General features: G+C 52.8%; 22 protein-coding genes. 11 read left to right on the forward strand and 11 right to left on the reverse strand.

The genetic code is table 11. The features are described 5' to 3' along the window. Positions 1–109: 109 nt before the first annotated feature. A complete protein-coding gene (gene radC / locus IOQ59_RS17780; RefSeq protein WP_193954852.1) occupies positions 110–784 on the reverse strand; it encodes a RadC family protein in 675 nt (224 codons plus the stop codon). A 181-nt stretch (positions 785–965) separates the two neighbouring features. Here radC and coaBC point away from each other — a divergent pair, with 181 nt between their 5' ends. The 6 genes from coaBC to IOQ59_RS17810 all read left to right on the forward strand — a co-directional run bounded on the left by coaBC (position 966) and on the right by IOQ59_RS17810 (position 6,541). Beyond that, positions 966–2,171 carry a bifunctional phosphopantothenoylcysteine decarboxylase/phosphopantothenate--cysteine ligase CoaBC gene (coaBC, locus tag IOQ59_RS17785; protein WP_193954809.1) on the forward strand — a complete coding sequence of 402 codons (1,206 nt, stop codon included), beginning with the start codon at positions 966–968 and terminating at the stop codon, positions 2,169–2,171. A gap of 24 nt (positions 2,172–2,195) precedes the next feature. Continuing rightward, the gene (gene dut / locus IOQ59_RS17790; protein WP_193954810.1) at positions 2,196–2,651 is read left to right on the forward strand and encodes a dUTP diphosphatase; all 456 of its coding nucleotides are present in this window, start codon (positions 2,196–2,198) and stop codon (positions 2,649–2,651) included. A gap of 25 nt (positions 2,652–2,676) precedes the next feature. Next, positions 2,677–4,065: a phosphomannomutase/phosphoglucomutase gene (locus IOQ59_RS17795; RefSeq protein WP_193954811.1), complete on the forward strand. Its 1,389-nt coding sequence runs from the start codon at positions 2,677–2,679 to the stop codon at positions 4,063–4,065. A 105-nt stretch (positions 4,066–4,170) separates the two neighbouring features. Continuing rightward, positions 4,171–5,073, forward strand: a complete 903-nt coding sequence (argB, locus tag IOQ59_RS17800; protein WP_193954812.1) for an acetylglutamate kinase — start codon at positions 4,171–4,173, stop codon at positions 5,071–5,073. Positions 5,074–5,083: 10 nt separating this feature from the next. Continuing rightward, entirely contained in the window at positions 5,084–5,689 is a 606-nt protein-coding gene (slmA, locus tag IOQ59_RS17805; RefSeq protein WP_193954813.1) for a nucleoid occlusion factor SlmA, read from the forward strand. A gap of 75 nt (positions 5,690–5,764) precedes the next feature. Then, positions 5,765–6,541, forward strand: a complete 777-nt coding sequence (locus IOQ59_RS17810) for a sulfite exporter TauE/SafE family protein (RefSeq protein ID WP_193954814.1) — start codon at positions 5,765–5,767, stop codon at positions 6,539–6,541. Here IOQ59_RS17810 and IOQ59_RS17815 read toward each other — a convergent pair. Genes IOQ59_RS17815 through gpmI form a run of 4 tightly spaced genes read right to left on the reverse strand, consistent with a single transcriptional unit; the run spans position 6,509 to position 11,448 of the window. After that, positions 6,509–7,357 carry a divergent polysaccharide deacetylase family protein gene (locus tag IOQ59_RS17815; RefSeq protein ID WP_193954815.1) on the reverse strand — a complete coding sequence of 283 codons (849 nt, stop codon included), beginning with the start codon at positions 7,355–7,357 and terminating at the stop codon, positions 6,509–6,511. The two genes, IOQ59_RS17810 and IOQ59_RS17815, sit on opposite strands and share 33 nt — an antisense overlap. A gap of 2 nt (positions 7,358–7,359) precedes the next feature. Further along, complete coding sequence (locus IOQ59_RS17820) at positions 7,360–8,667, reverse strand: S41 family peptidase (protein WP_193954816.1); 1,308 nt, start codon at positions 8,665–8,667, stop codon at positions 7,360–7,362. A 27-nt stretch (positions 8,668–8,694) separates the two neighbouring features. Next, positions 8,695–9,864: a murein hydrolase activator EnvC family protein gene (locus IOQ59_RS17825; protein ID WP_228050996.1), complete on the reverse strand. Its 1,170-nt coding sequence runs from the start codon at positions 9,862–9,864 to the stop codon at positions 8,695–8,697. Positions 9,865–9,894: 30 nt separating this feature from the next. Beyond that, on the reverse strand, positions 9,895–11,448 hold the full coding sequence (gene gpmI / locus IOQ59_RS17830) for a 2,3-bisphosphoglycerate-independent phosphoglycerate mutase (RefSeq protein WP_193954818.1): 1,554 nt from the start codon (positions 11,446–11,448) through the stop codon (positions 9,895–9,897). A 248-nt stretch (positions 11,449–11,696) separates the two neighbouring features. Between gpmI and IOQ59_RS17835 the strand changes: the two genes are divergently transcribed. The 3 genes from IOQ59_RS17835 to secB are packed head-to-tail and all read left to right on the forward strand — an operon-like array spanning position 11,697 to position 12,878. Further along, complete coding sequence (locus IOQ59_RS17835; protein WP_193954819.1) at positions 11,697–12,110, forward strand: rhodanese-like domain-containing protein; 414 nt, start codon at positions 11,697–11,699, stop codon at positions 12,108–12,110. A 3-nt stretch (positions 12,111–12,113) separates the two neighbouring features. Further along, on the forward strand, positions 12,114–12,368 hold the full coding sequence (gene grxC, locus IOQ59_RS17840) for a glutaredoxin 3 (RefSeq protein ID WP_193954820.1): 255 nt from the start codon (positions 12,114–12,116) through the stop codon (positions 12,366–12,368). 30 nt (positions 12,369–12,398) lie between these two features. Then, positions 12,399–12,878, forward strand: coding sequence for a protein-export chaperone SecB (gene secB / locus IOQ59_RS17845; RefSeq protein ID WP_193954821.1), 480 nt, complete (start codon positions 12,399–12,401; stop codon positions 12,876–12,878). A gap of 72 nt (positions 12,879–12,950) precedes the next feature. On the opposite strand, the gene IOQ59_RS17850 is transcribed toward secB, so the two are convergent. Together IOQ59_RS17850 and IOQ59_RS17855 are read right to left on the reverse strand one after the other, a co-directional pair. Then, positions 12,951–13,850, reverse strand: a complete 900-nt coding sequence (locus IOQ59_RS17850) for a M14 family zinc carboxypeptidase (RefSeq protein WP_193954822.1) — start codon at positions 13,848–13,850, stop codon at positions 12,951–12,953. A gap of 47 nt (positions 13,851–13,897) precedes the next feature. Beyond that, positions 13,898–14,218 carry a hypothetical protein gene (locus IOQ59_RS17855; RefSeq protein ID WP_193954823.1) on the reverse strand — a complete coding sequence of 107 codons (321 nt, stop codon included), beginning with the start codon at positions 14,216–14,218 and terminating at the stop codon, positions 13,898–13,900. A gap of 70 nt (positions 14,219–14,288) precedes the next feature. On the opposite strand from IOQ59_RS17855, the gene IOQ59_RS17860 reads away from it, so the two are divergent. Beyond that, positions 14,289–14,765 (forward strand): MEKHLA domain-containing protein, encoded by a 477-nt coding sequence (locus IOQ59_RS17860; protein ID WP_193954824.1) that lies wholly within the window; start codon positions 14,289–14,291, stop codon positions 14,763–14,765. A 20-nt stretch (positions 14,766–14,785) separates the two neighbouring features. On the opposite strand, the gene trmL is transcribed toward IOQ59_RS17860, so the two are convergent. The 4 genes from trmL to glnA all read right to left on the reverse strand — a co-directional run bounded on the left by trmL (position 14,786) and on the right by glnA (position 19,592). Next, on the reverse strand, positions 14,786–15,250 hold the full coding sequence (gene trmL, locus IOQ59_RS17865; RefSeq protein ID WP_193954825.1) for a tRNA (uridine(34)/cytosine(34)/5-carboxymethylaminomethyluridine(34)-2'-O)-methyltransferase TrmL: 465 nt from the start codon (positions 15,248–15,250) through the stop codon (positions 14,786–14,788). Positions 15,251–15,357: 107 nt separating this feature from the next. Then, the gene (gene glnG / locus IOQ59_RS17870) at positions 15,358–16,788 is read right to left on the reverse strand and encodes a nitrogen regulation protein NR(I) (protein WP_193954826.1); all 1,431 of its coding nucleotides are present in this window, start codon (positions 16,786–16,788) and stop codon (positions 15,358–15,360) included. Next, on the reverse strand, positions 16,772–17,854 hold the full coding sequence (gene glnL / locus IOQ59_RS17875) for a nitrogen regulation protein NR(II) (RefSeq protein WP_193954827.1): 1,083 nt from the start codon (positions 17,852–17,854) through the stop codon (positions 16,772–16,774). Before glnL ends, glnG begins: the two co-directional genes overlap by 17 nt. A 331-nt stretch (positions 17,855–18,185) precedes the next feature. Continuing rightward, positions 18,186–19,592 (reverse strand): glutamate--ammonia ligase, encoded by a 1,407-nt coding sequence (glnA, locus tag IOQ59_RS17880; protein ID WP_193954828.1) that lies wholly within the window; start codon positions 19,590–19,592, stop codon positions 18,186–18,188. Positions 19,593–20,103: 511 nt separating this feature from the next. On the opposite strand from glnA, the gene typA reads away from it, so the two are divergent. After that, positions 20,104–21,921, forward strand: coding sequence for a translational GTPase TypA (gene typA, locus IOQ59_RS17885; RefSeq protein WP_193954829.1), 1,818 nt, complete (start codon positions 20,104–20,106; stop codon positions 21,919–21,921). Positions 21,922–21,977: the final 56 nt, after the last annotated feature.

The following is a 21,977-nucleotide window of genomic DNA, read 5'->3' on the forward strand; positions in this document are numbered from 1 at the left end:
TACGTTGTTCAGCATAGTTATATAACAGCAGCCACTAAAGTGAATCTGCTTTAACCAAACTTTACATCATCAACCCACCGTCATTGCTCGGACATCGGGATCGAGCGCCCTAGATCAGCCCCCTTTCGGCAAATGACACCACTTCTGCATCTCCCACCACCATATGATCCAACACCCGGATATCCACCAGCCCCAGCGCTTGCACCAAGCGATCAGTAATCTGCTTGTCTGCCCGGCTGGGCTCCGCCACACCTGAGGGATGGTTGTGAGCAAGAATCACGGCGGCGGCATTGTGTTCCAGCGCCCGTCGTACAACTTCTCGGGGATATACGGATGCGGCGTCAATGGTGCCAAAAAACAGAGACTCAAATTTGATCACCCGATGACGGTTATCCAGAAACAGACAGGCAAACACTTCTCGGGGTTCATGCCGCAGACGGGATGACAGATAAGTACGTACGGCCGCCGGGCTTTCCAGTGCAGACTCCCGCTCTAAAGTGGCTGCCAGGTGACGCTGCCCCATCTCCAGTACAGCTTGCAGCTGCACATATTTAGCGGGACCCAGACCATGTGCCGCACAAAACTCGTCGGCAGAGCTTTCCAGCAACGGACGCAACCCACCAAAGGTCGTTAACAAGTCTCGCGCCAGATCGACAGCACTTTTACCGGTCACGCCGGTACGCAGGAAAATCGCCAGAAGTTCAGCATCAGACAGGGCATGTGCCCCAAGATTAAGTAGTTTTTCGCGCGGCCGCTCACCTTCCGGCCAGTCACAGATCGCCATAGTCACTTCCTTGTCATGGTGTTGATGGAGACTGATATCGGCTCGGATGATCCGGGGCAACGTAAGCCGCACCAATACAGTCAGAAACGTAATAATGAGCATCCTGCTCTACGCAACCTAAAGCTGAAGTGGTATCTTACACGCTCTTTACAGAATTCAAAGTTGATCACGGTTGCACGGTATGCAGAGACTTACTAACCGACAAATTGTCTTAGGTATTACCGGCGGTATTGCCGCCTATAAAAGCGCTGAGCTGACCCGAATACTCAAGGGTGCAGGTGCCGACGTTCGGGTGGTGATGACCCCCGCCGCGACCGAGTTTATTACCCCACTAACGTTACAAGCCTTGTCCGGCAATCCGGTGCACCTGCACCTGCTGGATACCGAAGCTGAAGCGGGTATGGGCCATATTGAACTGGCGAAGTGGGCAGACCTGATTCTGATCGCCCCGGCGAGTGCCGATTTTATGGCGCGCATGACCAGTGGCCACGGCAACGACCTGCTGACCACTTTATGTCTGGCGACCGATGCACCGATCTGTCTGGCACCGGCGATGAATCAGGCGATGTGGCGCGATAGCACCACGCAGGAAAATGCACGTAAACTGGAAGAGCGTGGTGTCAGCCTGTTTGGCCCTGCCAGCGGCGAACAAGCCTGCGGTGACACCGGTCCCGGGCGGATGATGGAACCCCTCGAGCTGGCGGAACGGACAGCCGCATGTTTTGACCGCGGCCTGCTGACGGGCAAAACCGTCTTCATCACCGCCGGTCCAACCCGCGAGCCTCTTGATCCGGTACGCTATATCTCCAACCACAGCTCCGGCAAGATGGGTTATGCATTAGCAGAAGCTGCACAAGACGCCGGGGCGACGGTCAAGCTGATCAGCGGACCGGTCAACCTGCCTGCGCCTGAACGGATCGAACGTGTGTCAGTACAGTCTGCGGACGATATGCTGACCGCCTCCCTGTCGGGACTGGAGCAGTGTGATATTTTTATCGCCGCCGCCGCCGTCGCCGACTACCGCCCGACAGCCATCTCTGAGCATAAGATCAAAAAAGGCAGCGAAGAGATCATGGAGCTACATCTGGTGAAAAACCCGGATATCGTTGCGACCGTTGCGACTCATGACCACAAACCCTATACGGTTGGTTTCGCCGCAGAAACTCAGGATGTACTGAGTTACGCACGTGGCAAACTGGAGCGCAAGCATCTGGATATGATTATCGCCAACGATGTGTCCCGCAGCGATATCGGATTCAACAGCGACGAGAATGCCGTTACTGTCGTGACCTCCGGGTCTGAACAGGAACTGCCACAGGCGTCCAAACGTCAGCTCGCCGGTCAGTTGATCGAAAAAATCGCTCAGTCCTACCACCTGACACGATAACGAACGCCACGCTGAAGAACGATGATGAAAAAGCTACAAGTCAAACTGCTCGACCCGCGCATCGGCAACGAATTTCCACTGCCCGAGTATGCGACACCGGGTTCAGCGGGTCTGGATCTGCGTGCCTGCCTCGATAGCACCCTGACACTGGAACCGGGGCAGACCGAACTGATTCCAACCGGTCTGTCGATCCACATTGAAGATCCCGGCCTCTGCGCGATGATTCTGCCACGTTCAGGCCTGGGCCATAAGCACGGCATTGTGCTGGGTAATCTGGTGGGGCTGATCGATTCCGACTACCAGGGACAACTGTTTGTCTCCTGCTGGAACCGGGGGCAGACCACCTTTGAAGTAAAACCGGGCGAACGGATCGCCCAGCTGGTACTGGTACCTGTGGTACAGGCCGAATTTGAAGTTGTCGACGAATTTTCTGACAGCCACCGCGGTGAAGGCGGCTTCGGCTCCTCGGGTCGCCACTAATTATTTTTCAAAAGGACATTGCACCATGCGTTACGAACTTAAGGATCTCGATCAGACCATCTTTCGTGCCTACGATATTCGCGGCATTGTTGGCACCGCGCTGACCGACGACACGGTTTACCATCTGGGTCGCGCATTTGCAGCACAAGCGCTGAGCCAGAACGTGAATACCATCAACGTCGCAGCAGATGGTCGCTTATCCAGTCCTCACCTGAAAACACTGCTAAGTCAGGGCTTGATGGACGGTGGCTGTAACGTGATCGATAACGGATACGTTCCAACTCCTCTGCTCTACTTTGCAGCCAATCACGACGACCAGTGCACCGGCGTTATGATCACCGGCAGTCACAACCCAAGTGACTACAACGGTTTTAAGATGATGATCGATGGCCACACCCTCTCCGGTGATGACATTCAGGTCCTGAAGCAGCGCATCATCGCGCAGGAATACTCTGACGGCGAAGGCAACCTGCGCGAGCAGGATGTACGCCCACAGTATCTGGAACATGTACTGTCCGACGTCAAACTGGCACGTCCGATGAAAGTCGTTGTGGATTGCGGCAATGGCATTCCAGGTGATATCGCACCGGGCCTGCTTGAAAAGCTGGGTTGTGACGTGACGCCTCTATACTGCGATGTTGACGGCACGTTCCCGAACCACCACCCTGACCCGGGTAAACCGGCCAACCTGGTTGATGCTATCGCCAAGGTAAAAGAGATCGGTGCCGACCTGGGTCTGGCCTTCGACGGCGACGGCGACCGCGTGGGTGTGATTACCCCAACCGGAAAGATTATCTATCCTGATCGCGTGATGATGCTGTTCGCAGAAGATATCCTGAGCCGTAATCCGGGCGCAGAGATCATCTTCGATGTGAAATGCTCCCGCCTGCTGGCGAACGTGATCCGTGAAGCCGGTGGTAAAGCCACTATGTGGAAGACCGGCCACTCGCTGATCAAAGGCAAGATGAAAGAAACCGGCGCCTTGCTGGCCGGTGAGATGAGCGGACACATCTTCTTTAAAGAACGCTGGTTCGGTTTTGACGATGGCCTGTACAGCGCTGTTCGCCTGCTGGAGATCCTGTCTAATCGCAGCGAAGATGCTGATACGCTGTTCGACGCGTACCCTGAAGATGTGAGCACACCTGAGCTGAACATCGACGTAACTGATGAAGGTAAATTCAGCATCATCGAAGGCCTGCAAGCATTGGAATTCGAAGGTGGTGACGCCAACCGCATCGACGGCGTGCGCGTTGACTACGCGGACGGCTGGGGCCTGATTCGCGCATCCAACACCACGCCGGTACTGGTACTGCGTTTTGAAGCTGAGTCTGAAACTGCACTGGAACGCATCCGTTCCGAGTTCCAGCAACGCCTGACCAAGGTTGATCCGTCTCTGACGATTCCTGAAGCCTGATCTTTTAAGAAACGCCCGGTATCAGATCGCTGCCGGGTGTTTTTTCGCACTGTTTCTGTAGCAGGTCTGTTTATCGGGCCTATGCAGTAGAAAGGATAATAAAAAATGCCTCTTACGCGTAAAGAAGCCATGACCACCGCTGAGGTGCTCAGCGAAGCAATGCCTTACATCCAGCGTTTTGTTGGAAAAACCATCGTCATCAAATACGGCGGCAACGCCATGACCGACGAGAAGCTGAAAAATAGCTTCGCCCGCGATATCGTGATGATGAAGCTGATCGGTATCAATCCGATTGTTGTCCACGGTGGCGGTCCGCAGATCGGTAGCCTGCTGGAAAAGCTGAATATCGAATCCCACTTCATCAACGGTATGCGTGTCACTGACTCAAAAACCATGGACGTGGTTGAGATGGTACTCGGCGGTATGGTGAACAAAGAGATCGTTGGCCTGATCAACGCCAACGGTGGTAGCGCCATCGGCCTGACCGGTAAAGACGGCCAGCTGCTGCGGGCCCGTAAGCTCAAAGTGAAGCACAAAACACCGGAGATGGAAGCCCCCGAAATTATCGATATCGGTCACGTGGGTGAAGTTGCACAGGTGAACGTAAAGGTACTGGATATGCTGGCACAGTCAGACATCATTCCGGTCATCGCACCGATTGGTGTGGACGAAAACGGCGATTCCTACAACATCAATGCGGACCTGGTTGCAGGTAAAGTTGCTGAAGTACTGCAGGCCGAAAAGCTGATTCTGCTGACCAATATTGAAGGCCTGCTGGACAAAGATGGTAACGTGCTGACCGGTATGACCACCAAACAGGTGGATGAGCTGATCGAAGACGGCACCATCTACGGTGGCATGCTGCCGAAGATCGATTGTGCACTGGGCGCGGTTAAATCAGGCGTGACCAGCTCGCACATCATTGACGGTCGCGTCGCACATTCCTGCTTGTTGGAGATCTTTACCGATGAAGGTGTCGGTACTCTGATCACCAACCGCTCACACTAAGGGCGCTGAAATGGCAGTAAAAGAAGCGCCGAAAGTGTCCCGATACGAGCAGATCCTGCAGGCTTTGGCCCAGATGCTGGAGGTGAATCCGGGTGCCCGGATCACCACCGCGGCGCTGGCGAAAGAGGTCGGCGTATCCGAAGCCGCGCTGTATCGCCACTTTCCCAGCAAAGCACGGATGTTCGAAGGCCTGATCGGTTTTATCGAAGATACCATCTTCAGCCGGGTTAACATGATCATTGCATCGGATGCCGACGGCGTCCGGCAGTGTGAACAGATCCTCACGCTGCTGCTGGCGTTCGTACAGAAAAATCCGGGCATGGCGCGTATTCTGACCGGTGATGCGCTGGCCGGAGAAACAGATCGCCTACGCACACGGGTGAATCAGTTTTTTGAACGGCTGGAAACCCAGCTCAAGCAGATCCTGCGCGAAGCTGAAGCCCGTGAAGGCCTGCGCACGCAAACCACTGCAGGGGCTTGCGCTAACCTGATGTTGGCGACCGCAGAAGGCCGCATCCGTCAGTTCGTACGCAGCGAGTTTAAACGCAGCCCAATCGAACAGTGGGATGATCAATGGCCACGTCTTGCCGCGGCGGTATTTCGCCCGGCAGCCTGATCCGCCTGGGAGGCGCCTCGCCTCCCTCTTTCACCTCACTTCCACTAACCCTTCCTGATACCCATCGGACTTTTCATGGACCTGTTACTGGAACAGCTGATGCTGTTTGTCCTCTCCCTCTTCGCCAACGGTTTATCTGCGATGGCAGGCGGCGGTGCGGGCCTGCTTCAGTTACCTGTGCTGCTGTTTTTGGGGCTGAGCTTTCCGGTAGCACTCGCAACCCATAAGATCGCCAGCGTCGCGCTGGGCGTGGGCGCGACCCTACGCCATATGCGCGAAGGTTCGCTGGACTATCGTTTCTGCGCCTATATTCTCGCCTCGGGGTTACCCGGCGTTGTCTTGGGGGCCTATGTCATTCTACAACTGCCCGAAGCCTGGACCATCCTGGCACTGGGCATTCTGACCTCAGGTCTGGGGCTCTATTCGTTTACGAAAAAAGAGATGGGGATGAATTACGCCCCCCGCCACCGTGAAGGTAGGGGTCTGCTGATCGGTGGAATCGTGCTGTTTATGATCGGCTTTCTGAACGGCTCACTGACCTCAGGTACCGGCCTTTTTGTGACGCTGTGGATGGTCTTCTGGTTTGGCTTCGACTACAAACGCGCCGTTACCTATGTACTGATTCTGGTGGGTTTGTTCTGGAACTCATCGGGTGCAGTCACCGTTGCCCTGCAGCAGCCACCTCAATGGGAGTGGCTACCGGCACTATTGATCGGCGCAATAATTGGCTCTTATACCGGAGCACATCTGGCCATTAGCCGCGGCAACAAACTGGTCAAACGCGCCTTTGAAACCCTAACCGTTATGGTAGGTATCAAACTAATCGGTGATGGTCTCGCGCTGCTGTTCTAAGACCAATGTAGATGCCTCAGCAAGCTGCAAGCGGTGCCGTGCACTGCGCGTAAGCTCCCGCTTAACCTCTGGCAGAATAATTGCTGACGCAGGCACTAACCGGACACCCAGTTTTTTCAGATCCGGCAGTATACGCGCCAGATACGCCGAAGTTTCAGGGTATGGATGCCCGATGACCACCACAAACCCAAACTTATTAGCAATATTCAGCGCCCGCTGAAACTGCCCGTGGATAAAGGCTTCATTGCTCTGATGATCTAAAAACACGTGACGTTTCAGGTAAGGCACCTGATTGTCCCGCGCCTTTTTCCATCCCACCGACTTTATCGTCGTGAGACTGTCGATAAAGTAGAGATCCCGTGCTTTGAGTGTATCCATCACCCACTGCATAGGCTGATCCATACTGGTCAGCAAACTGCCCATATGGTTGTTAACGCCACTGACGTGCGGTGTGGCATCCAACGCTTGATCCAGCCCGGACATGACGGCCTCACGTTCCATCTCAGGCGTTAACGCCCCAGGGCCCAGCGCCTTGGCAGCCGTATTCGCCATCGGCACATGCAGCATCACTTCACGCCCACTATCATGCGCATCTACTGCAAATTTCTTAGCGTAGGGGGTATACGGCAGAATGGAGTACGTCACCGCACCGGGCAAGGCCAGTGCTGCTTCACCCCGCTTCAGGTTGTATCCCATATCATCAATGATCAGTACCATCCGTGGTTCAAAGGATTGCTCCGCATGGAGCAATCCGGACAGTGCACTGAGTAACAGCATCAGGCTGAGCTTTTGGCCCAGCTTATGAGTCCATAGCAATGTTATTGATCCTGTAACTTAACAATCGACAAGGCTTTTAATAACGCTACCGCCTCAAACAGCTGGAAATCTTCTCGTAGCAGTTCTCGCTCTTCTGCACGTTTAGCCATAGTGTCTTTATCGGCCTGACCATTCTCCAGATGTCCGCTAAGGTCACGCTCTTTCAGATGAGAGCCGCCATTACCCAACGGTTTAAGTTCTGCATTGCCGACTTCGATATCCGGCTCGATCCCCTGCGCCTGAATAGAGCGGCCATTTGGGGTGAAGTAACGTGCCGTGGTCAGCTTAATGGCGCGATCTTTCGCCAACGGCAGTATGGTTTGCACTGAACCTTTACCAAAGCTGTCGGTGCCCATAATCACCGCACGTTTTTGGTCTTGCAGTGCTCCTGCGACAATCTCAGAGGCAGACGCTGAACCACCATTGATCAACACGACCAGTGGCAGTTCCGGTAGTGCGGTCTGACTGTTCGCTTCAAACAGCTGATCGGAATTTGGCAAACGGCCTTCGGTATACACAATCGTGCCCTGTGACAGGAATGCATTGCCCACATCCACTGCAGCCTGCAACACACCGCCGGGGTTGTTGCGCAGATCCAACACCAAACCGTTGAGGTTGCCGTCTTCCTGCAGTGTCTCCAGCTGTCTTACTAACTCTTTACCGGTATTGACCTGGAACTGAGTGATACGGATATAGCCATAGCCGGGCTCGATAATCCGACTTTTCACACTGGCAACATGAATGATGTCACGGACAACGGTGATCTCGATCGGTTTATCTCGTCCCTCACGCAGAATCGTCAGCACGATCGGCTCACCCGGCTCACCTCGCATGTGATTAATCGCTTCTTCCAATGACATACTGGCCACCGGTTGATCATCCAGTTGGGTGATCAGATCACCCGCTTTAACACCCGCTCGCTCTGCCGGAGTGTCGTCAATGGGGGTGATGACACGGATATAAGGCTCTTCCATACCCACTTCGATACCCAATCCCCCAAACTCGCCACTGGTATGCACCTGCAGGGCTTCAAACTCTTCCTTGTCCATATAATTGGAATGAGGATCAAGACCCGCCAGCATGCCACGTACGGCATCCTGCAACAGCTTGGCGTCATCGACGGGTTCTACATAAGCATTCTTGATGCGTTCATACACTTCGGCGAAGAGACGCAGCTCTTCCAGGGGCAGCTGCTTAGCGGTTTCATCAGGTACCGCCGGCGTCTCAGCCGCTGCAGTAAAGGCAACACCACACAGAGATACCATCACCAGTGAACGCAGCGCGCGCTGCACTGTTTTATGCAGATTCATAGTTTGTTCCTTATAGTCCAGACGCGGCTAGCGTCGGGTGAGCCAGCGTTTTGGATTGGTCGCCTTTCCTTTGTAACGGATCGCAAAATATAGCCCTGGTTGAGCCCGGCCGCCGCTGGCACCCACCGTTGCCACAGTTTCACCGGCAGATACCCAATCACCCACATCACGCTGTAGTGTTTCATTGTAGCCGTAAAGGGTGAGGTAATTACCACCGTGGTCAATTATCAGTACCAGTCCATGTCCGCGTAACCAGTCAGAAAACACCACGCGCCCATGATGGGCCGCTTTAACGTCGCGCCCAGCCTTCGCGGCGATCCAAACGCCATCATAACGAATATTATCCGCTACGCTACCAAAGCCCCGGCGGATCTTACCGGTCACTGGCCAGGCCAGCTTACCTTTCAGCTCCCGAAAATCCTTACCATCCCGGGCCAATGCGGCTTTATCGATTGTGCGCTGAACTTGTTTCAGCACCTTTTCCATTCGCTGGCGATCTGCTTTCAAACGGGCTAAACGTTTCTGGTCAGACTTAATGTCTCCCTGAATTGCTGCCAACGTCCTGCCACGCTCTTTACGTTTTTTTTCCAGGTCATCCCTTTCCAACTTCAGCTGACGGCGTTTTACCACCATCTTCTGTTCAGTGTCGGACAATTCAGTTTCCGTATTGTTCAGCTGTTCAAGGCGGGATTTGAAGCTTTTAATCTGATTGGCCAGCTCACCATTGATGATCCCAAAGTAACGCATCATGCGTGAGATCTCTTCCGGATCACGCTGCATCAACAACACCTGCAACCAGGGCTGGTGTCCCTGTTTGTATTGTTCGCGTAACTGTCGGCTGATGGAAACAGCACGCTTATTCAGCTCGTTGCGTAATTTATCACGCTTGCCTTCCAGCGAACCGGCATGGGATCCAAGACGGGAAAGCTGCTTATCCAGTGCACGAATTTGGTTACTGATCCGGCCAATGGACACCTCACTTTTTCGCAGCTTGCTGCTCAGACTGGAGGCCTGACCTTCACTTTTAGACAATTGTTTCTGCAGACTCGCAATATCTTTTTTAAGTTTGCGAATCTGAGCGTCAGAGGCCTGACCATCCGCCGCAAGCGCAACAGAGGTCAGCGAAAAGAGGAGTAACAGCGGCAGGCAAAGCTTGCGTAATAGCAACAAACAGCCCACCACTGATTGCCGGGTCAAGTACGGCTCCATCCTGATCCCGGCCCTGCCTTACTTAGCGAGTAGCAGGGAGTTGCCGGTCATCTCTGCTGGCGCATCAACCGCCATCAGATCCAGCAAGGTCGGCGCCAGGTCGCAGAGTGCACCATCTTTTAAGCTGATGTCAGCAGCACGTGGGCCATCATAAACCAGCGCCACCGGCCAGATTGTATGGGCCGTGTGTGGCTGTCCGGTTTTCGGATCTACCATCATCTCCACGTTCCCGTGGTCCGCCGTAATCAGCGCCTCACCACCCACTTCTGCCATCGCTTCCAGCACTTGGCGAATGCTGTCATCCACCGCTTCGACGGCTTTCACTGCCGCGTCAAAGACGCCGGTATGACCCACCATATCGCCATTGGCAAAGTTGCAGACGATCAGATCAAACTTGCCGCTTTTAATCGCTTCAACCAGCTTTGCGGTCACTTCCGGCGCGCTCATTTCAGGCTGCAGGTCGTAGGTTGCCACGTCGGGGGATGGCACCAAAATACGTTCTTCACCCGGATATACCGCTTCCTGACCGCCATTAAAGAAGAATGTCACATGGGCATATTTTTCCGTTTCCGCGATGCGCAGCTGGGTTTTACCCAAACCGGAGAGATACTCGCCCAGATCGTTGGTGATCGTCAGCGGCGGATATGCACACGCAGCATCGATGCTTGCTGCGTATTCGGTCATCATCACATAACTGGATAGCGCTGGAGTAACGCTACGTTCAAAACCTTCAAATTCAGTGCCTTCAACAAAACAACGGGTGATTTCACGAGCACGATCCGGGCGGAAATTGGCACAGATCAGCACATCACCGTCTTCCACCTTCGCCAACGCTGCGCCAGACGCATCACTAATCACCGTGGCCTGTACAAATTCGTCATTTTCATCACGGGCATACGCTGCCGCCAGTGCGGCCTGTCCAGACTCTGCAGTCTGTGCAGCAGTACCCAGTGTCATGGCATCGTACGCCTGCTGCACACGATCCCAGCGGTTGTCACGATCCATCGCAAAATAACGCCCAACAACCGTTGCGATGCCGCCAAAGCCCAACTCATCGAATTTCGCCTGCATTTTTAGCAGCGATGGCTCGGCCGAACGTGGTGGCATATCGCGTCCGTCCAGAATGGCATGCAGGTAGATTGCTTTTGCACCACGTTTCGCAGCCATATCGATCAGCGCAATAATGTGATCTTCATGGCTGTGTACACCACCCGGAGACAGCAAACCCAACAGATGCACCGCTTTACCGGCCGCAATGGCTTTATCCATTCCCTCGACGAGTACTTCGTTGTCGAAAAAATCACCATCGGCAATCGCCTTAGAGATACGGGTAAAGTTCTGATACACCGTGCGGCCCGCACCGATGTTCATGTGCCCCACTTCAGAGTTGCCCATTTGGCCTTCAGGCAAACCCACGGCCAGACCGGAAGTCGCAATACGGGAAACAGGATTGTTCGCCAGTAGCGAATCCCATACCGGGGTATTAGCCGCTTCAATCGCTGAAGACTCGGACGCTTCGATACCGAAACCATCCAGAATAATAAGAGCTTTAGGTGCGCGCGCGTTGGTCATAGTGGGCCTGTCTTTCCGCCATAAAATATAGAGTTCCGATTGCCCGCTATTCTACGCATATCAGCCCCTGAACGCGAATCACTCCCCCCTTCATTCAGAGCGCCCCTTTTATAGACATAAGCGACAGAAAAAAACGGACAAATGCAGAGAATTTCGCTCTCCGCCTTATACCCGCACTGATCGCGTTGTATACTTACCGGCTTTGATTTAACGCCAGACCTAAGCGGTCATCCGAGTCGGGAAAAACAATGGAACAAGTGATCGAGTTTATTGGTAACCATGTCCTTCTGGTTTCAGCCTGGTTGCTGACATTGGTTATGTTGCTGTGGAACGAAAACCGCAAAGCGGGCAAGGCGGTCACTCCAGCCATTGCGACCCAGCTGATCAACAAAGAAAGCGCTCTGATTCTGGACATTCGTCCGAAGAAAGAGTGGGAGACCGGCCATATTACTGGCGCTCGCCACCTGCCTATCGCCGAACTCGATCGTCGTATGGACGAACTGAACAAGTTCAAAGAGAAGCCGATCATTGTTGTCTGCAACCTGGGTCAGACAGCAGGCAGTGCGTCGAAGAAACTGCTGGCCGGCGGCTTCACTAATGTTGTACGCCTGTCCGGTGGTATGACAGAGTGGAAAGCACAGTCCCTGCCGGTGGTTAAGTAAGTCATGAAAGACACGCTGATCTACACCACCGCAATCTGCCCTTTTTGTGTCCGTGCAAAAATGCTGCTGGATCATAAAGGCGTGGAATATACAGAAATTGATATTCACCGGCAGCAAGGTGCTCGTCAGGAGATGATGCAGCGCGCGAACCGCCACACTGTACCGCAGATTTTTGTTGGCGATACACACGTAGGCGGCTGCGACGATCTCTTTGCACTTGAGCATCAGGGCAAACTTGACGCCCTGCTGGCCGAATAAAAGCTAATTCAAAAATTTAAGGATAGTACGATGGCTGAGAACGAACAGAATCAGGCGGCTGAAGCACAGGGCCCACAGTTTGCAGTACAGCGCGTTTACCTGAAAGACGCGTCTCTGGAGTCCCCAAACGCACCAGAAATCTTCACTAAAGCGTGGCAGCCAGAGATCAACCTGGATATGAACTCCCGCACACAGCAGCTCGGTGAAGGCGCGTACGAAGTTGTCCTGACGCTGACGGTGACTGTTAAAAATGAAGATGAGACTGCATTCCTGACTGAGATTCAGCAGGCAGGCATTTTCTCCATCTCAGGTCTGGAAGAAGCTGAACTGCACCACACACTGGGTGCATTCTGCCCGAACATCCTGTTCCCGTACGCACGTGAAGCGATCGACAACATGGTGACCAAAGCAAGCTTTCCTCCACTGATGCTGGCTCCGGTTAACTTCGATGCACTGTACGCACAGCAGCTGGCTCAACAGCAGTCACAGGCGGAAGGCGCAAGCCACTAATCAGCGATTGCTGATCACGCACAAAAAAGCCGGAGCAGATGCGCCGGCTTTTTTATATCTAAATACAGGCAATCACTTATCTGAACTCGCAGGAACCACACCCTTTTCATCGCCCCCCTCGGCAATCTGACTTTCAGGTTGCGCTTTAACCCGCACCCAACGTACCAGATCAACCCACATGCGACTGATATCGGTTGCAGACGGCATAATGCCCGCATACGGTAGCTCAATCGTCATCACCGGTACATTTTTAACGTACCAGCCATAGTTGCCCAAAGATCCCGGATAGGTCCCCAGGTGACGTAAATACAATGGTCCCAGCTTCTGTGGTGGCTGTTTATCACCATCAAAATCCAGAATGCCGTGAGGTGCATGCACCGATACAATTACGCTAGGTTTGTACTCTTCGATCAGTGTATGAATCATTTTGCTTTCTGGTTCACTGAGCGGCTTCTCGCCCGGGTAATAACGCTTACGCTTGCTTGCTTGCTTCCAATATTCCAGCGGTGTCAGCTTGGCCTCAGCCGGTATAAAGTTGCGATTGAGATCAACATTGTTGGCATTCACACGGGTCGCCGGGCGACGTAGCAGTCCGTCAGGATTTGCCAGCGGCAGGAAATGCCAGTCGAACGAACCACTGTGATGCTGATTCAGTTTATTCAGCCACTTGAAGGTCACGCTGACACTGGATAACTCATCACCGTGGATACCACCAATAAACAAGATCCGCACCGGATTCTTCACACCCGGTTTGGCCGCATAATGCGCTTCCAGAATAGGCTGATTACTGGCGGAATAAAATCGCGGCTGGTAGAACTGGATATTAGAGCACTCTTGATAAGAAACACTCGCCAGTCGGCCACTGATTTTTTTACACATCTGTGCCACTTCATCGGACTTGTCGGTCTGGGCCTTGGCCTGTACCTGAGATCCGATCAGCAACAACGCGAGAAGGGAAACAATCACCCGCATCTTAGTACCTGTTATTAAGTCAATCAAAACGCACTGACAAGGCAGCCTCAGCTGCGCTCGCCACGCGCCATTCGCAACAACGTCTCTGCCGCCCCTGTCGTCAGCACCGATTCAATCTCCGCTGCTTGCATGGGTATAACACTGAGCATTGCGTTTGCGGGCACTTGCCTGAAATCAGCCAACTGCTGCAACGTATCCACCAGCACAACACAAGGTAACACCTGCTGCTGAAGTGCCAATATATTGATACGCTGAGTTTCACCAGCCTGAAAGAGAATCCGTCCGCCGAGGTGGTCAACTGCTGCAAGACAGCTTGGCGACGACATTAAAGGGTCGAACTGGGTGAGGATTATAGCATCCTGCTTCATGATTTTAGGTTCATTCTATTCATGTTAAGCGTTAGTATCGCAGTCCATGCTTCATTCTGACAAGGGCTCCATGTCTCCTATGCAACCGTGGCAAAACGAATCGATCATTCATTTATCCCAGATCATTATCCAGAGCTTTCGTGAACGCCTGGGTCATCCGCTGAACAATCTACCTGCTACAGCCACCGGACAGGAGTTGGCTCAAGCCCTGTACGAAGCCCCTTTTGTGATACTGGCCCATGATGGTGCAACTGACCCCTGCTTTACCTACGCAAACCTGACCGCGCAGCAGTTATGGGAGCTGGAGTGGGAGGAGTTTATCGGCATGCCATCACGGTACTCAGCAGAACCGGATCTGAGAGAAGTACGTGCTGCGATGCTGGAACGGGTACAGAGGGATGGCTACATCGATGACTATCGTGGCATCCGTATCAGCAAAACAGGTCAGCGCTTTGAGTTGGGCAAAACGGTTGTCTGGAATTTACAGGATACTGAAGGAGTTGCCTGTGGTCAGGCCGCCACCTTCAGTGAATGGACGGCGCTGTAGGCAACCGCAGAGATGCAGATTTACTGACCGCCACTAAAACCTAACTGCCGCCATGCTTCATATACAACAACAGCACAGGCATTCGATAAGTTAAGGCTGCGGCTCTCTTCCTTCATCGGCAAACGCAGCAGCGTTTCCTGTGGCAGCGATTCCCGCACTTCAGGTGGCAATCCTCGCGTCTCCGGGCCAAACAATAGCACATCACCCGGCAGGAACTGAGCGTCGCAGTAGTTACCTGTGCCTTTGGTTGTCAGCGCCCAAACATTCTGCGGCTGAATCGCCTCCAGCGCAGCGTCTAGATCTTTATGTACTTGCACAGCCGCAAACTCATGATAATCCAGTCCCGCACGGCGCAGTTTTTTGTCATCAAAATCAAAACCCAGCGGTTCTACAAGATGAAGCTGAAACCCGGTATTCGCGCACAAGCGAATGATATTGCCGGTATTCGGCGGAATTTCAGGTTCGAAGAGAACAACATGCAGCATAGTCACACCCGTAGCAGCGATAGGCAAATAAGATAAAACGTGGCGGGAGTGTAAGACAGGGGCTGCTGCGGTTCAACAGCCCCTTAAAAAACTAAACAAACAGTATATTACTCTTGATCGGCACTGCCTGTCGCCACATCCATATCCAGTTCTTTGATCTTACGGGTCAGGGTATTGCGCCCCCACCCCAGCAGATTAGCCGCATCACGACGACGTCCGGCAGTATGCTTCAGCGCGGTCTCGATCATGATCCGCTCAAAGGTCGGTACAGCCTCATCCAGCAAACTGCTCTGCCCTAAAGATAGCTGCTGATCAGCCCAGTTTCGCAACGCTCCCTGCCAGTTATTGCTGGTGACCGTTTGGCCAGCCTCAGACTCCAACAGCTCAGGCGGCAGGTCAGAAATTAGCACTTCCCGACCGGATGCCATCACCGTCAACCAGCGACAAGTGTTCTCCAGCTGACGCACGTTACCAGCCCAGGATAAACCACATATATAGGTTTCCGCTTCATCGCTGAGCGTTTTAGGTTCAACGCCCAACTCTTCCGCAGAGCTTGTCAGAAAATGGCGCGTCAGACGCGGAATATCCTCACGACGCTCGGACAAGGTAGGCAGATGAATACGTATCACGTTAAGGCGATGGAACAGATCCTCACGGAAACGCCCCTCCTGTACCAGTTGCTCCAGATTCTGATGGGTCGCGGCAATAATACGGACATCAACTTTCACCGGCGTGTGGCCACCCACCCGGTAGAACTCACTGTCTGCCAACACGCGTAGCAATCGGGTCTGCGCATCGGCGGGCATATCACCAATCTCATCAAGAAACAGCGTGCCACCATCCGCCTGCTCAAAGCGCCCTCGCCGTGCAGCGGCTGCGCCGGTAAATGCCCCTTTTTCATGACCAAACAGCTCTGACTCGATCAAATCATGAGGAATCGCGGCCATGTTCAGCGGTATAAACGATTGTTCACGACGCGGACTGTGCTTGTGCAATGCATGAGCGACCAGCTCTTTACCGGTTCCCGATTCACCATTGATCAACACGGTAATATTGGATTGCGATAAACGTCCGATGGCGCGAAACACCTCCTGCATCGCAGGGGCCTCGCCGATAATTTCGGTCTCCGCGTCTGCGACCTGTTCCTCAACTTGTTTTTGCTGCTCAATCGCATGCTCCAACGCACGCTTCGCCAGTGCAACCGCCTCATCAACATCAAATGGTTTTGGCAGATACTCAAAGGCCCCACCCTTATAAGACGCTACCGCAGAATCCAGATCAGAATGCGCGGTCATGATGATGATAGGGATCTGAGGAAAGCGCTCCTGAATGTGATTAAGCAACGCCAGACCATCAGTACCCGGCATCCGGATATCACTGATAATGGCGTCCGGCACTTGTGTTTCAAGCGCCTGAATCAGCACATCCGCACTGTCAAACACGGTATTATTGACACCTTCAGCGGTCAGGGCTTTCTCCAGTACCCAACGAATTGAGCGGTCGTCGTCAACGACCCAGACATTACCTGACAGACTCATGGTTCAGCTCCAAAGGGATAAATAGTTCAAATAGGGTTCTTCCCGGCCGGGTATCACACTCAATCAGGCCATGGTGTTGATTGAGGATCGACTGAGCGATCGATAACCCCAACCCGGTGCCATCTGCACGACCACTCACCATCGGATAGAAAACCTGGCTCAACAACTCTTCAGGTATACCCGGGCCGTTATCTTCGATACGCACACAGCACACCAAACGATGTTTCTCCGTGCCTAAGGTAATCTGGCGCATCGTACGGGTATGCAGTTTGATAGACGGATTCTGTGTATGGCTTGTCTGCAACGCCTGCATACTATTGCGTACGATATTGAGCACCGCCTGAATCAACTGCTCAGCATCGCCGCGAAATTCTGGAATACTTGGATCATAGTCGCGGATCAACTCAACACTACCGCCACTTTCCGCCGCCACCAAGCTGCATACCCGTTCGAGAATCGCGTGAATATTAACGTCGTTAATATCCGGCAACTTTCTCGGCCCCAACATGCGATCAACCAGGTTCCGTAAGCGGTCAGCTTCTTCAATAATGACCTGGGTGTAATCATGCAGCGATATATCATCCAGCTCACGTTCAAGTAGCTGCGCCGCACCACGCAGTCCACCTAGCGGGTTCTTAATCTCATGCGCCAGGCCACGCACCAGCATTTGAGCACTCGCATGACGGGTCAGCAGTTCTTCTTCGCGCTCAATCCGGATCAACCGGTCACGGGCTTCGATTTCTAACAGCAACCAGTTTTCCTGCTGCATCGGTAACGGATTCACGGTGTAATCCACCGTCAACATCTGTTCTGACTGGTTTCTCAACTTAGCTTCACGCCGGGTAAACGGATGCCCGCTGCGCAACGAATGACGCAACCCTTCAACCTGATCTGCATCCGTACCAAACCACTCAGCAATATCCCGTCGACTCAGTTGGCGCGCACTTGCCGCCAATAACATTTCTGCGGCCGGATTCATGTACTGGATAAACAACTGGTTATCCAGCAACACAACGGCGGTCCCCAAATTCTCCAGTATCTTTTTGTACATATCATTTACGAGCATTGGCTTTCCGTCTCTCCATGCCAGGGTTCTGCACCCTGCATGCTTATAGACAATCGGATTGTTAAGAAAATGCAAAAACCAAACCAGCTTTGCTATTTCTACACAAGAATGTACAAAACACTCTCAAAATGCCCTCTAAGAGCACTTAAGATGCCCCGAACAGCAGCAACGCTTCCTAACCGCTGAAAATACACAGAACCCACATGCACCATTTTAGTGCATGGCAGGATTTTTGCCCTATGTTTCAGCATCCACCTTCAGTCAGCCGGTAAAAGACAGGCATAAAAAAAGCCTCCCGAGGGAGGCTTTTTTAACTCAGCGAGCTCAAACCTTATACAGAGTAGTACAGGTCGAATTCTACTGGGTGAGTAGTCATGTTCACTTTCTCAACTTCTTCACGCTTCAGTTCAATGAACGCGTCCAGCATGTCGTCAGTGAATACGCCACCTTTAGTCAGGAACTCACGGTCGTTTTCCAGTGCTTCCAGAGCTTCTTCCAGAGATGCAGCTACCTGTGGAATCTCTGCAGCTTCTTCAGCTGGCAGGTCGTACAGGTCTTTATCAGCAGCATCGCCAGGGTGGATCTTGTTCTGAACACCGTCCAGACCTGCCATCATCAGTGCCGCGAAGCACAGGTATGGGTTAGCAGATGGATCCGGGAAACGTGCTTCTACACGACGCGCTTTCGGGTTAGTCACGTATGGGATACGGATAGACGCAGAACGGTTACGTGCAGAGTACGCCAGCATTACTGGTGCTTCAAAACCTGGTACCAGACGCTTGTAAGCGTTAGTAGAGGAGTTGGTCAGCGCGTTCAGTGTTTTCGCGTGCTTGATGATACCGCCAATGTAATACAGAGCAGTTTCAGACATACCCGCGTAAGCGTCGCCTGCAAACAGGTTAACACCGTCTTTAGACAGAGACATGTGAACGTGCATACCGGAACCGTTGTCACCTACCAGCGGTTTAGGCATGAAGGTAGCAGTTTTACCGTAAGCGTGCGCAACGTTGTGTACGCAGTACTTCAGAATCTGTACTTCATCTGCCTTGTTAGTCAGAGTGTTAGGACCCACACCGATCTCACACTGACCCGCAGTTGCTACTTCGTGGTGGTGCACTTCGATCGTCAGATCCATCGCTTCCATCGCGTCACACATAGCGGCACGCAGGTCATGCAGGGAATCGATTGGTGGTACAGGGAAGTAACCGCCTTTAACGCGAGGACGGTGACCGGTGTTACCACCTTCAATCTTGTGACTGGAAGCCCAAGAAGCTTCTTCGGACTCAATGGTGTAACCGCAACCACTGATGTCTGCGTGCCATTTAACAGCATCAAAGACAAAGAACTCTGGCTCAGGACCAAACATCGCGGTATCAGCAATACCGGTAGACTTCAGGTATTCTTCCGCACGTTTAGCAACAGAACGTGGATCACGCTCGTAACCCTGACCCGTTGCCGGCTCTACGATGTCACAACGAACGATAACAGTCGTTGCTTCAGCAAATGGATCCAGCACAGATGCGCTGTCATCAGGCATCAGGATCATGTCGGAGTCGTTGATACCTTTCCAACCGCCGATGGAAGAACCATCGAACATTTTGCCTTCTTCGAAGAAGTCATCACCCATGTCGGAAACAGGGATAGTTACGTGCTGCTCTTTACCGTGGGAATCGGTGAAGCGCATGTCAATCCATCGTGCTTCGCTTTCTTTGATCAGATTCAGAGTCTTCTCTGACATTTGGCTTTCTCCACTTAATGAAATTGCCAGACTCGCAGTATGCAGTGCTGAACGCGTATTTTTCACTTGCCGATATCAAAAGCAAGGACCGTGCCAACAACAACTTTGCTCGTAAGTGCTTATTTTTGGGACATTCCAGACCAGCGCCCCGATGAGAGCCGCACCAAAACAATGCAACGCAAACATATTGCGCACCAAATTAGTGCATGCCGCTGGATTTAGCGGTATATCTCCGCTTTAGTAGCGACGTAATAATACTCCAACCACCTTCAAAGTGCTTCTTTTTGAACCATCGATATCCACTTTTGTTCATCTGCATCAAGGGATGTCCGTTCACAATATGAACACTTAATCAGGATTAGCACGTGCGATATAAGGTTCTGTCACCACAATCCATGTATAATGCGCGCACAATGAACACCCGGTAAGCCTTTGCACTGCCGGGTTCGTTTTTCTGATGGGTACATCTACGTGTACAAATTTCACTCCATTACCCGGTTGAATACTTAAAATGTCATCTAGCATTAACAACTTACGTAACATTGCGATCATCGCTCACGTTGACCACGGTAAAACCACCCTGGTCGATAAGCTACTCTCCCAGTCCGGTACTCTGGGACGCCGCGATGAAGGCACCGAGCGTATCATGGACTCCAACGATCAGGAGAAAGAGCGCGGCATCACCATTCTGGCGAAAAACACTGCCATTAAATGGAACGATTACCGCATCAACATCGTGGACACACCGGGACACGCCGACTTTGGTGGTGAAGTAGAACGCGTACTGTCCATGGTTGATTGTGTCTGCCTGCTGGTTGACGCTGTAGATGGCCCGATGCCACAAACTCGCTTCGTTACCCAGAAAGCATTCGATCAGGGCCTGCGCCCGATCGTTGTAGTCAACAAGGTTGACCGTCCGGGTGCACGTCCTGACTACGTCATCGATCAGGTATTCGACCTGTTCGACAGCCTGGGCGCGACTGAAGACCAGCTGGACTTCCCTATCGTTTACGCATCTGCGCTGAACGGTATTGCCGGCCCGGAACCCGATCAGCTGGCAGACGACATGACGCCACTGTTCGAAGCAATCGTTGAACACGTAGAAGCACCTAAAGTTGATACCGACGGTCCTCTGCAGATGCAGATCTCTGCGCTGGATTACAACAGCTACATGGGTGTTATCGGTGTAGGCCGTGTAACCCGCGGTACTGTTAAGACTAATACCCAGGTTAAAGTGATCGACCGTGAAGGCAAAATTCGCTCCGGCCGTGTACTGAAAATCATGGGTTACCACGGTCTGGAACGCGTTGAGGTTGAACAGGCTCAGGCCGGTGACATCATCTGTATCACAGGTATCGATGAGCTGAACATCTCCGACACCATCTGTGACCCGGAATCCGTAGAAGCGCTGCCAGCACTGAGCGTTGATGAGCCAACCGTTTCCATGACCTTCCAGGTTAACGACTCTCCATTTGCGGGTCTGGACGGCAAGTTCGTCACCAGCCGTAACATCAAAGACCGTCTGGAACGCGAACTGATCCACAACGTAGCATTGCGCGTTGAGGAAGGCGACAGCCCTGAGAAATTCAAAGTATCCGGTCGTGGCGAGCTGCACCTGTCCGTACTGATCGAAACCATGCGTCGCGAAGGTTTTGAGCTGGGTGTTTCCCGTCCTGAAGTTATCCAGAAAGAGATCGACGGTGAGATTCAGGAGCCGTACGAGCAGGTCATGATCGATGTTGAAGATCAGCATCAGGGTTCTGTGATCGAAGAGCTGGGCAAACGCAAAGGCGACATGACCAACATGGAAGTGGACGGCAAAGGTCGCGTACGTCTGACCTTCATGATCCCTTCCCGTGGCCTGATCGGTTTCCGCTCCCTGTTCCTGACCATGACGTCCGGTACCGGCATCATGACCTCCATCTTCGATCACTACGGTCCGGTGAAAGAAGGTGAAGTAGCCAGCCGTAACAACGGCGTACTGGTATCCATGGTTACCGGTAAAGCACTGGGTTACTCCCTGTGGAACCTGCAGGAACGTGGTCGTCTGTGCATCGAGCCAAACATCGATGTCTACGAAGGCATGCTGCTGGGTATCCACAGCCGCTCCAACGACCTGGCAGTGAACCCAACCAAAGGCAAACAGCTGACCAACGTACGTGCTTCCGGTACTGACGAAAACATTCAGCTGACACCACCTGTACGTTTCACACTGGAACAGGCGCTGGACTTCATCGAAGATGACGAGCTGGTTGAAGTAACTCCTAACTTCATCCGCCTGCGTAAGAAACTGCTGAAAGAAAACGAGCGTAAGCGCGCGAAGAAGTAAGCAACTTTCTGATCAGAAAAAGGCAACCAATCGGTTGCCTTTTTTGTGCCTGAAGC

Origin of the sequence: Pontibacterium sinense, assembly GCF_015209595.1 — a bacterium.
GTDB classification, from domain to species: domain Bacteria; phylum Pseudomonadota; class Gammaproteobacteria; order Pseudomonadales; family Balneatricaceae; genus Pontibacterium; species Pontibacterium sinense.

Coding starts and splice junctions, on each gene's coding strand:
- radC (WP_193954852.1), bottom strand. CDS start 784: ATGGCGATCTGTGACTGGCCGGAAGGTGAGCGGCCGCGCGAAAAACTA.
- coaBC (WP_193954809.1), top strand. CDS start 966: ATGCAGAGACTTACTAACCGACAAATTGTCTTAGGTATTACCGGCGGT.
- dut (WP_193954810.1), top strand. CDS start 2,196: ATGAAAAAGCTACAAGTCAAACTGCTCGACCCGCGCATCGGCAACGAA.
- IOQ59_RS17795 (WP_193954811.1), top strand. CDS start 2,677: ATGCGTTACGAACTTAAGGATCTCGATCAGACCATCTTTCGTGCCTAC.
- argB (WP_193954812.1), top strand. CDS start 4,171: ATGCCTCTTACGCGTAAAGAAGCCATGACCACCGCTGAGGTGCTCAGC.
- slmA (WP_193954813.1), top strand. CDS start 5,084: ATGGCAGTAAAAGAAGCGCCGAAAGTGTCCCGATACGAGCAGATCCTG.
- IOQ59_RS17810 (WP_193954814.1), top strand. CDS start 5,765: ATGGACCTGTTACTGGAACAGCTGATGCTGTTTGTCCTCTCCCTCTTC.
- IOQ59_RS17820 (WP_193954816.1), bottom strand. CDS start 8,667: ATGAATCTGCATAAAACAGTGCAGCGCGCGCTGCGTTCACTGGTGATG.
- gpmI (WP_193954818.1), bottom strand. CDS start 11,448: ATGACCAACGCGCGCGCACCTAAAGCTCTTATTATTCTGGATGGTTTC.
- IOQ59_RS17835 (WP_193954819.1), top strand. CDS start 11,697: ATGGAACAAGTGATCGAGTTTATTGGTAACCATGTCCTTCTGGTTTCA.
- grxC (WP_193954820.1), top strand. CDS start 12,114: ATGAAAGACACGCTGATCTACACCACCGCAATCTGCCCTTTTTGTGTC.
- secB (WP_193954821.1), top strand. CDS start 12,399: ATGGCTGAGAACGAACAGAATCAGGCGGCTGAAGCACAGGGCCCACAG.
- IOQ59_RS17850 (WP_193954822.1), bottom strand. CDS start 13,850: ATGCGGGTGATTGTTTCCCTTCTCGCGTTGTTGCTGATCGGATCTCAG.
- IOQ59_RS17855 (WP_193954823.1), bottom strand. CDS start 14,218: ATGAAGCAGGATGCTATAATCCTCACCCAGTTCGACCCTTTAATGTCG.
- IOQ59_RS17860 (WP_193954824.1), top strand. CDS start 14,289: ATGTCTCCTATGCAACCGTGGCAAAACGAATCGATCATTCATTTATCC.
- trmL (WP_193954825.1), bottom strand. CDS start 15,250: ATGCTGCATGTTGTTCTCTTCGAACCTGAAATTCCGCCGAATACCGGC.
- glnG (WP_193954826.1), bottom strand. CDS start 16,788: ATGAGTCTGTCAGGTAATGTCTGGGTCGTTGACGACGACCGCTCAATT.
- glnL (WP_193954827.1), bottom strand. CDS start 17,854: ATGCTCGTAAATGATATGTACAAAAAGATACTGGAGAATTTGGGGACC.
- glnA (WP_193954828.1), bottom strand. CDS start 19,592: ATGTCAGAGAAGACTCTGAATCTGATCAAAGAAAGCGAAGCACGATGG.
- typA (WP_193954829.1), top strand. CDS start 20,104: ATGTCATCTAGCATTAACAACTTACGTAACATTGCGATCATCGCTCAC.